This window comes from Arthrobacter sp. MAHUQ-56 (genome assembly GCF_019710585.1).
In the GTDB taxonomy this organism is placed as follows: domain Bacteria; phylum Actinomycetota; class Actinomycetes; order Actinomycetales; family Micrococcaceae; genus Arthrobacter.
Genome location: NZ_JAIFZQ010000010.1, coordinates 40,278 through 54,884 on the forward strand (window position 1 = coordinate 40,278; position 14,607 = coordinate 54,884).

Annotated in this window: 13 protein-coding genes; 12 read left to right on the plus strand and 1 reads right to left on the minus strand. The window is 67.3% G+C overall.

The features are described from left to right. Positions 1 to 155: 155 nt before the first annotated feature. Positions 156 to 1,433, minus strand: a complete 1,278-nt coding sequence (locus K4G53_RS06855) for a PrsW family intramembrane metalloprotease (RefSeq protein WP_221384868.1) — start codon at positions 1,431 to 1,433, stop codon at positions 156 to 158. Positions 1,434 to 1,623: 190 nt separating this feature from the next. Here K4G53_RS06855 and pyrR point away from each other — a divergent pair, with 190 nt between their 5' ends. The 12 genes from pyrR to metK all read left to right on the plus strand — a co-directional run bounded on the left by pyrR (position 1,624) and on the right by metK (position 14,525). Next, positions 1,624 to 2,211 carry a bifunctional pyr operon transcriptional regulator/uracil phosphoribosyltransferase PyrR gene (gene pyrR / locus K4G53_RS06860; RefSeq protein WP_221384870.1) on the plus strand — a complete coding sequence of 196 codons (588 nt, stop codon included), beginning with the start codon at positions 1,624 to 1,626 and terminating at the stop codon, positions 2,209 to 2,211. Beyond that, a complete protein-coding gene (locus K4G53_RS06865) occupies positions 2,208 to 3,233 on the plus strand; it encodes an aspartate carbamoyltransferase catalytic subunit (RefSeq protein ID WP_221384872.1) in 1,026 nt (341 codons plus the stop codon). The genes pyrR and K4G53_RS06865 overlap by 4 nt, the downstream gene beginning before the upstream one ends. Next, on the plus strand, positions 3,233 to 4,585 hold the full coding sequence (locus K4G53_RS06870; RefSeq protein ID WP_221384874.1) for a dihydroorotase: 1,353 nt from the start codon (positions 3,233 to 3,235) through the stop codon (positions 4,583 to 4,585). Before K4G53_RS06865 ends, K4G53_RS06870 begins: the two co-directional genes overlap by 1 nt. Next, positions 4,585 to 5,106: a hypothetical protein gene (locus K4G53_RS06875; RefSeq protein WP_221384876.1), complete on the plus strand. Its 522-nt coding sequence runs from the start codon at positions 4,585 to 4,587 to the stop codon at positions 5,104 to 5,106. The genes K4G53_RS06870 and K4G53_RS06875 overlap by 1 nt, the downstream gene beginning before the upstream one ends. Further along, entirely contained in the window at positions 5,087 to 6,388 is a 1,302-nt protein-coding gene (gene carA / locus K4G53_RS06880; RefSeq protein ID WP_221384877.1) for a glutamine-hydrolyzing carbamoyl-phosphate synthase small subunit, read from the plus strand. The genes K4G53_RS06875 and carA overlap by 20 nt, the downstream gene beginning before the upstream one ends. Beyond that, positions 6,388 to 9,702, plus strand: coding sequence for a carbamoyl-phosphate synthase large subunit (gene carB, locus K4G53_RS06885; RefSeq protein ID WP_221384879.1), 3,315 nt, complete (start codon positions 6,388 to 6,390; stop codon positions 9,700 to 9,702). The genes carA and carB overlap by 1 nt, the downstream gene beginning before the upstream one ends. Next, positions 9,695 to 10,555: an orotidine-5'-phosphate decarboxylase gene (gene pyrF, locus K4G53_RS06890; RefSeq protein WP_221384880.1), complete on the plus strand. Its 861-nt coding sequence runs from the start codon at positions 9,695 to 9,697 to the stop codon at positions 10,553 to 10,555. Before carB ends, pyrF begins: the two co-directional genes overlap by 8 nt. A 112-nt stretch (positions 10,556 to 10,667) precedes the next feature. Further along, positions 10,668 to 10,985 carry an integration host factor, actinobacterial type gene (gene mihF / locus K4G53_RS06895; protein WP_221384882.1) on the plus strand — a complete coding sequence of 106 codons (318 nt, stop codon included), beginning with the start codon at positions 10,668 to 10,670 and terminating at the stop codon, positions 10,983 to 10,985. A 44-nt stretch (positions 10,986 to 11,029) separates the two neighbouring features. Beyond that, positions 11,030 to 11,623 carry a guanylate kinase gene (gmk, locus tag K4G53_RS06900; protein WP_221384884.1) on the plus strand — a complete coding sequence of 198 codons (594 nt, stop codon included), beginning with the start codon at positions 11,030 to 11,032 and terminating at the stop codon, positions 11,621 to 11,623. Between the two features lie 16 nt (positions 11,624 to 11,639). Beyond that, positions 11,640 to 11,900, plus strand: coding sequence for a DNA-directed RNA polymerase subunit omega (rpoZ, locus tag K4G53_RS06905; RefSeq protein ID WP_003800778.1), 261 nt, complete (start codon positions 11,640 to 11,642; stop codon positions 11,898 to 11,900). 38 nt (positions 11,901 to 11,938) lie between these two features. After that, positions 11,939 to 13,180, plus strand: coding sequence for a bifunctional phosphopantothenoylcysteine decarboxylase/phosphopantothenate--cysteine ligase CoaBC (gene coaBC, locus K4G53_RS06910; RefSeq protein WP_221384886.1), 1,242 nt, complete (start codon positions 11,939 to 11,941; stop codon positions 13,178 to 13,180). 109 nt (positions 13,181 to 13,289) lie between these two features. After that, positions 13,290 to 14,525, plus strand: a complete 1,236-nt coding sequence (gene metK / locus K4G53_RS06915; protein WP_221384888.1) for a methionine adenosyltransferase — start codon at positions 13,290 to 13,292, stop codon at positions 14,523 to 14,525. Positions 14,526 to 14,607: the final 82 nt, after the last annotated feature.

Here is a 14,607-nt window from a genome sequence, read left to right on the forward strand (position 1 = left end):
ACAAGCAGTGAAGGTCGCGCCCCACCCGGGCGCGACCTTCCTGCGTTAACGGTGCAGCCGCCGTAGAACCTGGTCTTGTTCGCAAATCCGGGCCGTGAAGGCACGGGCCCGCGAACAAGACCAGGAAGCGCGGCTGACCGGGGCTGGGAAGCCGCTTACGCCGTCACCGATTCGCGGAGGGTGACAATCCTCTGCAGCTGTTGCCTCTCCTCGGCCTGGTGCAACGGTACGTCGCGTCCGCTCAGGATGCGCTGCCTGGTGTTGGCAAGGTGAGTCGCCGCCTTCAGGAATTCCTTCATCTGCCGCTTCCTGCCGGAGTTGGCTGCCCACGCCAGGGCGGTCCGCCGTCCCGCCCGGGTGGCCAGGAGTTGGACTTCGGCCGGCGTGAACCACCCTGCGGCGGAGTACTCCAGCAGCCGCTGGCGGGTGAGGCGCTTTTCGGCCACCCGCAGGAGGATGATGCCGCCCACTGCCAGCACGAAGATGGGCACCTGGACAAAGATGTAATCCAACAGGAAGCCCTGGCCCATGCTGTTCCATCGGTTGTGCAGGAACATGGCGGGCAGCAGGCCCACGAAGAAGGCTCCCACGGAGGCGCCGGTGTGCCAGCGCCGTGCGGCAAACCCCATGATGAGTCCGGTAGTGCCCGTGAAGATTGCATGCGCGAACGGCGACATGACGCCCCGGAGGAAGAATACCTGGGCAAAGTCGCTGGCCGGGCTGGACGATTCGGCGATGGCCCTGCCGAAATAGAGGATGTTTTCGGTGAAGGCGAATCCACCGGCGATGGTGAAGGCAAAGACCACTCCGTCCACCGGCCCGTCGAAGTGCCTCCGGGCGGCCAGGAGCAGGATCAGCAGGCCCAGCGATTTGGCAAATTCCTCGACGACGGGAGCCTGGACGGTGGCCATGTAGGTCTGTAGGTCGGGCACATCCGAAAACTGGAAGGCGATGACGAAGAACGGCTGGATCAGCAGGGTCACGGCCACGGACACGGCCGCGCCCCAGGTAAACGCGAAGAACAGCAGCCGCTTGGGCTCGGGCTCCCACCGGTCGATGATGTGGACCGCCAACAGGACCACCGACAACGGGATCAAGGAGGCCACGAAACCAATCAGGAAACCCGCTGCTCCCGTGTTGGAGAGGAGGAACGGCACTACAAGGAACAGGCTCAGGAACGCCAGGGCGCTGCCGGCCACCGTCACTCCCACCAGTCCGCCGCGGGTCCGGGCGGCCCGTACGAGGTTTCCCTGCACCTGCGGTGGAACCACGGGCGCCACCGGGCTGCCCTGGTGGCCTGGCGCCGCACGGTAGTTGCCGGGCTGCACATGGCCCATCCAGCTGGGGTTGGCCCGGCCCGGGAAATAACCGCCCGGCCCCCGGTAGGGATCGTCGGGTGGTCCGGGCGGGGGCTGCTGGGGATACGTTGGCATACCCGAAAGCCTAAGCGGGCTCCGGCACGGCTCCAAGGATGGCGCCGGCCAACGAGCGGCGCGCCCGTGCCGGTGTGACCATCAACGCATCACTCACCCGCCGGGACGGCGCAGGCCGTGTGGTAATTTTGAACAGCACATGATCCTTTTTTAATTCCGTCCTGTGAGGCGGGGAAAGGGGAGACGAGCGTTGACTTCTGTCACCAGCGCACCGGTTCCAGCCAGGGTTGTCCTCAGCCAGGCGGACATCGACCGGGCCCTGACTCGTATCGCCCATGAGATCCTCGAGGCCAACAAGGGTTCCCGGGACCTTGTCCTGCTGGGGATCCCGCGCCGCGGCTACCCGCTGGCGGTCCGGCTGGCCCGGAAAATCGCCGCCGCAGACAACTCCGTTGATGCCTCCGCCATTGTCGGACAGCTCGACGTCACGATGTTCCGCGACGACCTCTCCCACCAGGGCACCCGGCCGCCGTACCCCACCCGGCTGCCCCGCACCGGGATCGACAACAAAGTGGTGGTGCTCATTGATGACGTCCTGTACTCCGGCCGCACCATCCGCGCAGCCCTGGACGCCCTCGTGGACCTCGGCCGCCCCCGCATTGTGCGGCTCGCCGTGCTGATAGACCGCGGCCACCGCGAACTGCCCATCCGGGCAGACCATGTGGGGAAGAACCTCCCCACCTCCTCCGCCGAAAAGGTCCGGGTCCGGCTCGAAGAGACCGACACCCCCGACGGCGGCGCACCCGTCAACGAAGTAGTGATCGAGGGCGGCGCATGAAACACCTCCTGTCCACCGAGGACCTCAGCCTTTCGGACGCCATCCGCATCCTGGACACCGCCGAGGAGATGTCGGCCGTGGGGGAGCGGGAAGTGAAGAAGCTTCCGGCACTGCGCGGACGCACGGTCGTCAACCTTTTCTTCGAAGACTCAACCCGCACCCGGATCTCCTTCGAAGCCGCGGCCAAGCGGCTCTCGGCCGACGTCATCAACTTCGCCGCCAAGGGCTCGTCGGTCTCCAAGGGCGAATCCCTCAAGGACACCGCCCAGACGCTGTCCGCCATGGGCGCGGACGCCGTCGTCATCCGCCACTGGGCCTCCGGCGCACCCTACCGGCTGGCCGCGACCGACTGGATTGACGCCGCCGTCATCAACGCCGGGGACGGCACCCACGAGCACCCCACGCAGGCCCTCCTGGACGCCTTCACCATGCGCCGGCACTGGGCCCGCCTGTCCGGAACCGGCTCCGAAGGGACGGACCTGAAAAGCATGCGGGTAGCCATTGCCGGTGACGTCCTGCATTCGCGCGTCGCGCGGTCCAACGTTTGGCTGCTGCGCACCCTCGGCGCGGAAGTCACGCTGGTGGCGCCGCCCACCCTGTTGCCGGTCGGCGTCGACAAATGGCCCTGCAGCGTCAGCTACAACCTGGACGAGACGCTCCTCAACGGAGTGGACGCCGTGATGATGCTGCGCGTCCAGGGCGAACGCATGAACGCCTCGTTCTTCCCCAGCACCCGGGAATACTCGCGCCGGTGGGGCTTCGACGACAACAGGCTCCGGGCCCTCGATGACCTCGGCATGACGGATACGATCATCATGCACCCCGGCCCCATGAACCGTGGCCTGGAAATCAGCGCAGCGGCCGCCGACTCACCCCGGTCCACCGTCCTGGCGCAGGTCCGCAACGGCGTGTCCGTGCGGATGGCCGCACTGTACCTGCTGCTCTCCGGGGACACCCGGGAAACAGCCATCCACCGGGCCCCGGCTTTTGCGGCCGCCCAATCCAGCAAGGAGAGCAACTGATGGCAGCGAACACCGGAACCTACCTGATCCAGGGCGCCGCCATCCTCGGCGGCGACCCTGCCGACCTGCTGATCCGCGACGGCATCATCGCCGAGATCGGCACCGGACTGTCGGCTGAAGGGCAGGACGGCCACGCCACCGTCATCGACGCCGCCGGCCTGGTGGCACTGCCCGGCATGGTGGACGTCCACACCCACCTGCGCGAACCCGGTCGTGAAGACGCCGAAACCGTCGAGACCGGCACCCGCGCTGCTGCGCTCGGCGGCTACACTGCCGTGCACGCCATGGCCAACAGCACCCCGGTAGCGGACACCGCCGGCGTCGTGGAGCAGGTCTACACCCTGGGCCAGGCGGCCGGCTGGGTTGACGTGCGCCCGGTGGGCGCCGTCACGGTCGGCCTGGCAGGGGAGCAGTTGGCCGAGCTGGGCGCCATGGCCGATTCCCGCGCCCGGGTGCGGATCTTTTCCGACGACGGCATCTGCGTCCACGATCCCGTCCTGATGCGCCGCGCCCTGGAGTACGTCAAAGCGTTCGACGGCGTCGTGGCCCAGCACGCACAGGAGCCCCGCCTTACCGCCGGCGCACAGATGAATGAGGGCGACGTGTCGGCGGTCCTCGGCCTCACCGGCTGGCCGGCTGTCGCCGAAGAGAGCATCATCGCCCGCGACGTCCTGCTGGCACAGCACGTCGGCTCGCGGCTGCACGTGTGCCACGTCTCCACGGCGGGTTCGGTGGAGATCATCCGCTGGGCCAAGGAACGCGGCATCGACGTCACCGCGGAGGTCACTCCGCACCACCTGCTCCTCACCGACGACCTGGTCCGCAGCTACGACCCCGTCTTCAAGGTCAACCCGCCGCTGCGCACCGACGCCGACGTCCAGGCATTGCGCGCCGGCCTGGCGGACGGCACGATCGACGTCGTGGGCACCGACCATGCGCCGCACCCCAGCGAGCACAAGGAATGCGAGTGGGCGCAGGCCGCCATGGGCATGACCGGGCTGGAAACCGCCCTGTCCGTGGTGCAGCACGCCATGATCGACACCGGGCTGATGACCTGGGCCGACTTCGCCAGGGTTACGTCCACCACCGCCGCCAGGATCGGCCGCCTCACCGACCAGGGCCGGCCGATCGAGGCCGGGGAACCGGCCAACCTCATCCTGGTGGATCCGGCGGCACGCTGGACCGTCGACCCCAGCCGGATGGCCACGATGGGCCGCAACTCACCGTTCAAGGGCCGCGAACTGCCCGGCAAGGTCGTTGCCACGTTCTTCCGGGGACACCCCACGGTCCTGGACGGCGCCCTCAACACCCCGCACCCCGACGCCGCCGCAACCCCGGCAGGCGCGGCCTGATGGACACCAAGCTTCTCTCTGCGGTCGTCACCGCGGCGATCATCGCCGTCGTGCTGGTGATGATGTGGGCTGGCTGGCGCAACCGCCTGAAGCGCCAGTCCGACGTCGAACAACTGCCCCAGGTTCCCGCGGCGCCCGGGGAGCCCCTCGCCGTCGCCGAGGGGCAGTACGTGGCCACTACCACCGGCGGCGACTGGCTCGACCGGATCGCCGTGCATGGCCTCGGTATCCGCACCAACGCAACCCTTGCGGTCTACCCGCACGGCGTCATGTACGACCGGCCGGGGGCAGCTGCCCTCTACATTCCGGCTGCGTCGCTTACCGGCGTCCGGCAGGACAGCGGCATGGCGGGCAAGTTCGTGGAAAAGGACGGCCTGCTGGTGCTGGCCTGGACGCTCGGCGCACACGCGCTGGACACCGGGTTCCGCACCCGCCGCGCCGCCGACAAGGATGTGCTCTACCGGGCCCTTCAGGAATTGATTTCGTCAGCCCCCGCGGCTGGTGCCACCAGTGGAAAGTAAGACAGTGAAAGCGAATACAGTGACAGCAACCACCTCCACCCCGGCAGCGCTGGTCCTCGAAGACGGGCGCATTTTCCGCGGGACCAGCTACGGAGCCACCGGCACCGCTCTCGGCGAGGCAGTCTTCGCCACCGGTATGACCGGCTACCAGGAAACCATCACGGACCCGTCCTACGCCCGCCAGCTGGTGGTCCAGACGGCCCCGCACATCGGCAACACCGGCGTGAACAGCGAAGACGCCGAGTCGCGCCGGATCTGGGTGGCCGGCTACATCGTCCGGGACGCCGCCCGCCGGCCCTCCAACTGGCGCTCGGAGCGCTCCCTGGACGAAGAGCTGGTGGCGCAGGGAATCGTGGGCATCCAGGGCGTGGACACCCGCGCCATCACCCGGCACCTGCGCGAACACAAGACCATGCGGGCCGGCATCTTCTCCGGTGAAGCCGCCGAGGCCACGGACAAGGAACTGCTCGACGCCGTCCTGGCCAGCGCTCCCATGGAGGGCGCCCGCCTGGCGGAGGAAGTCAGCGTGGACGAGGCCTACGTCGTGGAACCGAAGGACCACGGCTGGGACGGAGAGCCCCGCTTCAGCATCGCCGCCATCGACCTCGGCATCAAGGCCATGACCCCCGTCCGGTTCGCCGAGCGCGGTGTCCGCGTCCACGTGCTGCCGGCCACCGCCACGCTCGAGGACGTCAAGGCAGTGAACCCGGACGGCTTCTTCATGTCCAACGGCCCGGGCGACCCCGCCACCGCCGATGCCCAGGTCAAGCTGCTGCGCTCAGTCCTGGACGAGAAGCTGCCGTACTTCGGCATCTGCTTCGGCAACCAGATCCTGGGCCGCGCACTGGGCTTTGGCACTTACAAGCTCCGCTACGGCCACCGCGGCATCAACCAGCCGGTCATGGACCGGCGTACCGGCAAGGTGGAAATCACCTCCCAGAACCACGGCTTTGCCGTGGACGCACCGCTCGACGGCGCCACCCAGGCTCCGGAGTCACGCTACGGCCGGGTGGAGGTCAGCCATGTCAGCCTGAACGACGACGTCGTGGAAGGCCTCGCCTGCCTGGACATCCCCGCGTTTTCCGTGCAGTACCACCCCGAAGCGGCCGCCGGCCCGCACGATGCCGCGTACCTCTTCGACCGCTTCATCGACCTGATGGAAGGCACGCGGGACGGCCGCACCGCCAACCTCTCCAAGGATCCGGTTGACTCCGCCCACTCCGCCGGCGCCGAATCGGCAACGCCGAAAAATTCCGACAACAAGACTGAGGACAAGAAGTAATGCCGAAACGTACAGATCTCAAGAGCGTCCTCGTCATTGGTTCCGGCCCGATCGTCATCGGCCAGGCCGCCGAGTTCGACTACTCCGGCACCCAGGCTCTGCGTGTCCTCAAGGAGGAGGGCCTGCGCGTCATCCTCGTGAACTCCAACCCGGCCACCATCATGACCGACCCCGAGTTCGCCGACGCCACCTACGTGGAGCCCATCACCCCTGAGGTGGTTGAGAAGATCATCGCCAAGGAGCGCCCTGACGCCGTGCTGCCCACCCTGGGCGGCCAGACCGCACTGAACACGGCCATCGCCCTGGACAAGAACGGCGTGCTGGAGAAGTACAACGTGGAGCTCATCGGCGCGAACATCGCCGCGATCGAACTCGGCGAGGACCGCGAGAAGTTCAAGGGCGTCGTGGAGCGCTGCGGCGCCGAATCCGCCCGCAGCCACATCATCCACACCATGGACGAGGCCCTCACAGCCGCCACTGACCTGGGCTACCCCATGGTGGTCCGGCCCTCCTTCACCATGGGCGGCCTGGGCTCCGGCCTGGCCTACAACGAAGAGGACCTTCGCCGCATCGTCGGCCAGGGCCTGCAGTACAGCCCCACCAGCGAGGTGCTGCTCGAAGAGAGCATCCTCGGCTGGAAGGAATACGAGCTCGAGATGATGCGCGACAAGAACGACAACGTGGTTGTCGTCTGCTCCATCGAGAACTTCGATCCCGTCGGCGTGCACACCGGTGACTCCATCACGGTGGCGCCAGCGCTGACCCTCACCGACCGCGAGTACCAGAAGCTGCGCGACGTGGCCATCGCCGTCATCCGCGAGGTTGGCGTGGACACCGGCGGCTGCAACATCCAGTTCGCCATCGATCCCAAGACCGGCCGCGTGGTGGTCATCGAGATGAACCCGCGCGTCTCCCGCTCCTCGGCTCTGGCATCGAAGGCCACCGGCTTCGCCATCGCCAAGATCGCCACCAAGCTCTCCTTGGGCTACACCCTGGACGAGATCCCCAACGACATCACCCAGAAGACGCCTGCGTCCTTTGAGCCCACCCTCGACTACGTGGTGGTCAAGGTCCCGCGGTTCGCGTTCGAGAAGTTCCCGGCTGCGGACAACACCCTCACCACCACCATGAAGTCCGTGGGCGAAGCGATGGCCATGGGCCGCAACTTCACGGAGGCCCTGCAGAAGGCCCTGCGCTCCCTGGAACAGAAGGGCTCGCAGCTGGACTTCAGCAGCGTCCCCGAGTGGGAGGTCGCCGAACTGATCGAAAAGGCCAAGCGGCCCACCACCGAGCGCCTGCACCAGGTCCAGCGTGCCCTGCTGGGCGGCGCCTCCGTGGAGCAGCTCTTCGAAGCCACCAAGATCGACCCCTGGTTCCTCGACCAGCTCGAACTCCTCAACGAGGTCTCCCGCGAGATCCGCGAGGCCGGTGCCCTGACCGCCGACATGCTCAAGCGCGCCAAGCGCCACGGCTTCTCCGACGAACAGATCGGCGCCCTGACCCACAACTCCGAGGCAGTGGTCCGTGGCGTGCGCCAGGCCCTCGGCATCCGTCCCGTCTACAAGACCGTGGACACCTGTGCCGCCGAATTCGCCGCGTACACCCCGTACCACTATTCGGCATACGACGAGGAGGACGAGGTTGCGCTGCACTCCAAGCCGTCCATCCTGATCCTCGGCTCAGGACCCAACCGCATCGGCCAGGGCATCGAGTTCGACTACTCCTGCGTGCACGCCTCCATGGCCTTGCGCAAGGCCGGCTACGAGACCGTGATGGTCAACTGCAACCCGGAGACCGTCTCCACCGACTACGACGTCTCCACCCGCCTGTACTTCGAGCCGCTGACGCTCGAGGACGTGCTGGAGGTCATCGCGGCCGAGGAACGCACCGGCGGCGTCATGGGCGTGTTCGTCCAGCTTGGCGGCCAGACCCCGCTGAAGCTCGCCCAGCAGCTCGCCGACGCCGGCGTGCCCATCCTTGGCACCTCTCCGGAAGCCATCGACCTCGCCGAGCACCGCGGCGCGTTCTCCCGTGTGCTGGACAAGGCCGGCCTCGTCTCGCCCAAGAACGGCACCGCCGTGTCCTTCGAGGACGCCAAGAAGATCGCCGACGAGATCGGCTACCCGGTGCTGGTCCGCCCGTCCTACGTGCTGGGCGGCCGCGGCATGGAGATTGTCTACGACGAGCCCAACCTGTCCCGCTACATCGCCAACGCCACCGAGATCACCCCGGACCATCCGGTCCTGATCGACCGGTTCCTCGAGGACGCCGTCGAAATCGACGTCGACGCCCTCTACGACGGCACTGACCTGTACCTCGGCGGCATCATGGAGCACATCGAGGAAGCCGGCATCCACTCCGGCGACTCCGCCTGCGTCCTGCCGCCCATCACCCTGGGGAGCAACGTCGTCGAACGCGTCCGAGTGGCGACCCGCGCCATTGCCGAGGGCGTGGGCGTGCGCGGCCTGATCAACATCCAGTTCGCGCTGGCCTCTGACGTCCTCTACGTCCTGGAGGCCAACCCCCGCGCCTCCCGCACCGTACCGTTCGTGTCCAAGGCGACCGGTGTCCAGATGGCCAAGGCCGCTGCTCTGATCGGCACCGGCGTGACCATCAACCAGCTGCGCAGCGCGTACAAGATGCTGCCGGAAACCGGTGACGGCTCCACCCTGCCGCTGGACGCCCCTGTGGCCGTCAAGGAAGCAGTGCTGCCGTTCAGCCGGTTCCGCACCCTCGAAGGCAAGGTGGTGGACTCGCTGCTCGGCCCCGAGATGCGTTCCACCGGCGAGGTCATGGGCATCGACAAGCACTTCGACACCGCCTTCGCCAAGAGCCAGGCCGGCGCCAACAACGCCCTGCCCACCGAGGGCAAGGTCTTCGTCTCCGTGGCCAACCGGGACAAGCGCTCCGTGATCATGGGCGTCAAGCGGCTCTCGGACCTCGGCTTCGAGATCGTCTCCACCGGCGGCACCGCCGATGTCCTGCGCCGCAACGGCATCCAGGCCACACCGGTCCGGAAGGTCGCCGAGGGCAGCAGCGCCGAAGGCGAAGGCACCATCGCCGACCTGATCGTGGCCGGCGAGATCGACATGGTCTTCAATACGCCTTCCGGCGGCGAAGCCCGCAGCGACGGCTATGAGCTGCGTGCCGCGGCAACGTCCATCGGCATCCCGTGCATCACCACGGTGGCCGAGTTCAATGCCGCGGTCCAGGCCATCGAGGCCATGCGGACGTACGAGTGGTCCGTCACCAGCCTGCAGGAGCACGCCGCGGCGCTTGCCGAGTCCCAGAAAGCGGCCCTGCAGCATGCCTGAGCAGGTCTCCGCTCCCGGCCGGGAGCCGTTCGGCTCCCGGCTCGGCGCGGCCATGGCAGCGCGCGGCCCGCTCTGCGTCGGCATCGACCCGCACCCGGCGCTCTTGAAGAGCTGGGGGCTGGACGACGACGCGGCGGGGCTTCGGCGATTCTCGCTGACGGTCCTGGAGGCAGTGGCTTCGCTCGCTGCCGCCGTGAAGCCCCAGGTGGCACTTTACGAACGCCGCGGTTCTGCCGGAATGGCGGTGCTGGAAGAGGTGCTGGCCAGCGCCCGGGACGAGTCCGTCCTCACCATCGCCGACGCCAAGCGCGGCGACATCGGATCCACCATGGCCGCCTACGCAGACGCGTGGCTTCGGGATGAGTCTCCGCTCGCGGCGGACTCCGTCACGCTGAGCCCTTACCTCGGCTTCGAATCGCTGCGGCCCGCGCTGGATCTCGCCGCGGAAACCGGGCGCGGCGTGTTCGTGCTGGCACTGACGTCCAACCCGGAGGGCGCGTCCGTGCAGCATGTGGGAGGCGCTGACTCCGTGGCCCGCAGGATCTGCGCCGCCGCGGCGGCGGAGAACTCCCGCTACACGGGATCCCTGGGCTCCGTGGGCCTCGTGGTGGGCGCCACCGTGGGAGATGCCCTGACAAACCTCGGCATCGACCTGCCCGCGGTCCGTGGGCCCATCCTGGCGCCGGGGCTGGGCGCCCAAGGGGCCACTCCCGCCGATCTGCGGGCCACCTTCGGTGCGGCCTATCCCCAAGTCCTGGGCACCTCAAGCCGGGATATCCTTCGGACCGGCCCGGGCCTGCGGGAACTGCGGGAAGCTGCCCGGCGGACCCTCGACGGGCTGGCCGGACAATAGCTGCCCGTTTCACCCGATCCATTGATTCGGGCAGCACCAGAGGGTAGTTTCAGGACAGGTCCAAGGGCGGCCGCCCTTGGAGCAAGTCCGGCGATCCCCGGGGGTGTCCTTGATGGTCCTGCGACCTTTATCAGCGTCGGAACGGGCGGAGGCCCTGGGTAAGGCCGCTGCCGCCAGGGCCACCCGGGCGGCAGCCAAGGAGAGCCTCAAGAACGGCGACAGGTCCGCAGCGGACATCATCAACTCCGCCTTGCAGGACGACGCCCTGGCCCGGATGCGGGTGTCCGAATTGCTGGAAGCCCTCCCGGGCATCGGAAAGGTCCGTGCGGCGGCCATCATGCAGCAGCTCGGAATCGCCGCCTCCCGCCGGGTCCGGGGCCTGGGCGTCCACCAGCGCCGGGCGCTGGTAGATTTTATAGACGAGCATTAGGGCAGGCCAGGCGCCTGCCCTCCCAACCTCCGGCAAAGGAATACGTGAGCAAGAAACCGGGACTGACAGTCCTCGCAGGTCCGACGGCTGTTGGCAAAGGCACCGTGTCCACCTACATCCGTGACAACTACCCCGAGGTCTGGCTCTCCGTTTCAGCCACCACCCGCGCACCCCGGCCGGGCGAGGTGGACGGAGTCCACTATTTCTTCAAGTCCAGGGAGGAGTTCGAGCAGCTCATCGCCGACGGCGAGCTCCTGGAGTGGGCAGTCGTCCACGGGCAGAACACCTACGGCACGCTCAAGAGCACGGTGAACCGGGCCATTGCTGAAGGCCGGTCGGTGCTGCTGGAAATCGACCTGCAGGGCGCACGCCAGGTCAAGGCTGCCGTCCCGGACGCCCAGTTCGTCTTCCTGGCCCCTCCCAGCTGGGACGAAATGGTCCGCCGGCTGGTGGGCCGGGGCACCGAAACACCCGAAGAACAGCAGCGGCGGCTGGAAACCGCTAAACTTGAACTTGCTGCTGAACCGGAGTTCGACCACACCGTCATCAACGACGACGTCCGCCGGGCAGCGGACGAGCTTGTTTCACTCATGGGGCTGACACCGCATCCACACCTGCCGGAACCGTCAGCCCGCTAGGAATTTGGAGAAATTCGTGTCCACGAACCTTGAAGGCATCATCAACCCGCCGATCGACTCGCTGCTCGAGGCAGCCGACTCCAAGTACGGCCTGGTGATCTTCGGTGCCAAGCGTGCTCGTCAGATCAACGCCTACTACGCCCAGCTGCACGAGGGCCTCTTCGAATACGTCGGCCCGCTGGTTGACACCAAGCTGAACGAAAAGTCGCTCTCGATCGCCCTGCGCGAGATCAACGAAGGCAAGCTGGTTTCCACGCCGATCGAAGCCGCAGAGTAATCCTGCCGCTTATCTGACTCGCTGTTGACGGAGGTCACGTGCGCATAGTCCTCGGAGTCGGGGGAGGGATCGCCGCCTACAAGGTGGCATCGCTCCTCCGGCTTTTTACTGAAGCCGGCCATGACGTCACGGTCATCCCCACGGAGGCGTCCACCCGCTTCGTGGGCACCGCCACCTGGGAAGCCCTCTCCGGCAACCCGGTCAGCAACAGCGTTTTCGACGACGTCCACCTGGTCAACCACGTCCGCCTGGGCCACGAGGCAGATTTGGTGGTGGTCGCGCCGGCCACGGCCGACCTCCTGGCCAAGGCCGCCACCGGACAGGCTGCCGACCTTCTCACCAACACCCTGCTGATGGCGCATGGTCCTGTGCTGTTCGCGCCCGCGATGCACACGGAAATGTGGCAGCACCCTGCCACCCGCGCCAATGTCGAAACCCTTCGCACCCGCGGGGCAGCAGTCCTGGAACCCGCTTCCGGCAGGCTGACGGGTGCCGACTCCGGCCCGGGCAGGCTGCCCGAGCCCGAGGCAATCTTCGAAGCCGCCATGGCCCTGGTCCAGGGCCGGACCGATTACCAGCTCCCGCTGGCCGGACGCACCGTCACCATCAGCGCCGGAGGTACCCGCGAGCCTCTGGACCCCGTCCGTTTCCTCGGCAACAGGTCCTCCGGCAAGCAGGGTGTTGCCCTGGCTGTAGCGGCGCGCAACGCCGGCGCCACCGTCCGCCTGCTGGCAGCCCACATGGACGTCCCCGCACCCTCCGGCGTGGAAGTGGTGCGGGTGGAAACCGCCCTTCAGCTTCGCGCAGCCGCGCTTGAGGCCGCCGCGGACTCGGACGTCTTCATCATGTCCGCCGCCGTCGCCGACTTCAGGCCTGCCGACGTGTCGGACACCAAAATCAAGAAGCGGGACGACACCGCCGATCCCGTCATCACCCTTGTGCGGAACCCGGACATCCTGCAGGAGCTGGTGGAACGGCGCAACAGCCAGCCGGCCGCCGTTGCCGCCGGCCAGCTCATCGTGGGCTTCGCAGCCGAGACCGGAGACAGCGAGGGCGACGTCCTGGCCTATGGCGAAGCCAAACTGCAACGCAAGGGCTGCGACCTGCTGGTGGTCAACCACGTCGGAACGGACAAGGTCTTCGGGCAGGACTCCAATTCCGTGGTCATCCTCTCGCGTGCCGGCTCCGAACCACAGGAAGCGTCGGGAACCAAGGCTGAGGTCTCCGATGCCATCATCAGCCGCATCAGCCTTGAACTGAACCGTCTGTCAGTGAACTGATCCTGTTCCGCCCCCGGCCCAAGTGTTTCCCGCCACGTTCACTTAGCACGGGGACATCTACAGACTTCTCCCTGACGGGTGAACGGACTCCAACCAGTAAGGTAGTTGAGTGACTTTACCGCTGCACCTTCCCCAGACCCATGGGGCTACGCCCTCCGCGCTCCGGCTGTTCACGTCCGAATCGGTCACCGAAGGCCATCCGGACAAGATCTGCGACCAGATCAGTGACGCCATCCTGGATGCCTTGCTGGCTGCCGACCCCGAATCCCGGGTAGCCGTCGAAACCATGGCCACCACCGGCCTGGTCCACGTGGCCGGCGAAGTCACCACCGACGCCTACGTCGAAATCCCGCAGATCGTCCGGGAGACCATCCTTGGGATCGGGTACGACTCCTCAGCCAACGGCTTCGACGGTGCCCGCTGCGGTGTGTCCGTCTCCATCGGCCAGCAGTCCAACGACATCGCCGGCGGCGTCTTCAACTCGCTGGAAGCACGCGAAGGCCGCCAGGAGGACGACTACGACCTCCAGGGCGCGGGCGACCAGGGCCTTATGTTCGGCTATGCCAGCGACGAGACCCCGTCCTACATGCCGACCCCCATCTGGCTGGCGCACCGGCTCTCCGAGCGCCTCACCGATGTCCGCAAGACCGGCCAGCTCCCGTACCTGCGTCCGGACGGCAAAACCCAGGTCACCGTGGGTTACGACAAAGACGTACCCGTCTCCGTGGAGACCGTGGTGATTTCCAGCCAGCATGCGGAAGGTGCCAGCCTGGAGCAGCTCCGTGCGGACCTCGCCGCCGTCGTCATCGAGCCGGTGCTCGCCGCGGCGAACCTGGACATCTCCCGTGCCGCCAACATCCTTAATCCTGCCGGTGAGTTCGTTATCGGCGGACCCGTCGGGGACGCCGGCCTGACCGGCCGCAAGATCATCGTCGACACCTACGGCGGCATGGCCCGCCACGGCGGCGGCGCCTTCTCCGGCAAGGATCCGTCCAAGGTGGACCGCTCCGCCGCCTATGCCATGCGCTGGGTTGCCAAGAACGTCGTGGCGGCCGGGCTGGCCAAGCGCGCGGAGATCCAGATTGCCTACGCCATCGGCCAGGCCCGTCCCGTCGGCACCTACGTGGAGACCTTCGGCACCGAGACGGTGGACCCGGCGCGGATCAGTGCGGCCATCGCCGAAATCTTCGACCTCCGGCCGCGGGCCATTATCGATGCCCTTGACCTCAAGCGCCCGATTTACGCCAAGACGGCCGCGCACGGCCACTTCGGCCGGGACGAGCCCGACTTCACCTGGGAGCGGCTGGACCGGGTGGACGACCTGAAGGCATACTTCAACGCCTGACCTGTTCCTTCCCAAGGCGGCAGCTGCGATGTCAGTGCCTGGTGTTTGGCTGTCTGTGTCCGCCCCGCAGCTGAACGGAGGT

What these genes read in the sequence shown, in the direction of transcription:
- pyrF (WP_221384880.1), top strand. Translation starts at nt 9,695, where the DNA reads ATGCCTGAGCAGGTCTCCGCTCCCGGCCGGGAGCCGTTCGGCTCCCGG.
- carB (WP_221384879.1), top strand. Translation starts at nt 6,388, where the DNA reads ATGCCGAAACGTACAGATCTCAAGAGCGTCCTCGTCATTGGTTCCGGC.
- K4G53_RS06855 (WP_221384868.1), bottom strand. Translation starts at nt 1,433, where the DNA reads ATGCCAACGTATCCCCAGCAGCCCCCGCCCGGACCACCCGACGATCCC.
- K4G53_RS06865 (WP_221384872.1), top strand. Translation starts at nt 2,208, where the DNA reads ATGAAACACCTCCTGTCCACCGAGGACCTCAGCCTTTCGGACGCCATC.
- K4G53_RS06870 (WP_221384874.1), top strand. Translation starts at nt 3,233, where the DNA reads ATGGCAGCGAACACCGGAACCTACCTGATCCAGGGCGCCGCCATCCTC.
- K4G53_RS06875 (WP_221384876.1), top strand. Translation starts at nt 4,585, where the DNA reads ATGGACACCAAGCTTCTCTCTGCGGTCGTCACCGCGGCGATCATCGCC.
- mihF (WP_221384882.1), top strand. Translation starts at nt 10,668, where the DNA reads ATGGTCCTGCGACCTTTATCAGCGTCGGAACGGGCGGAGGCCCTGGGT.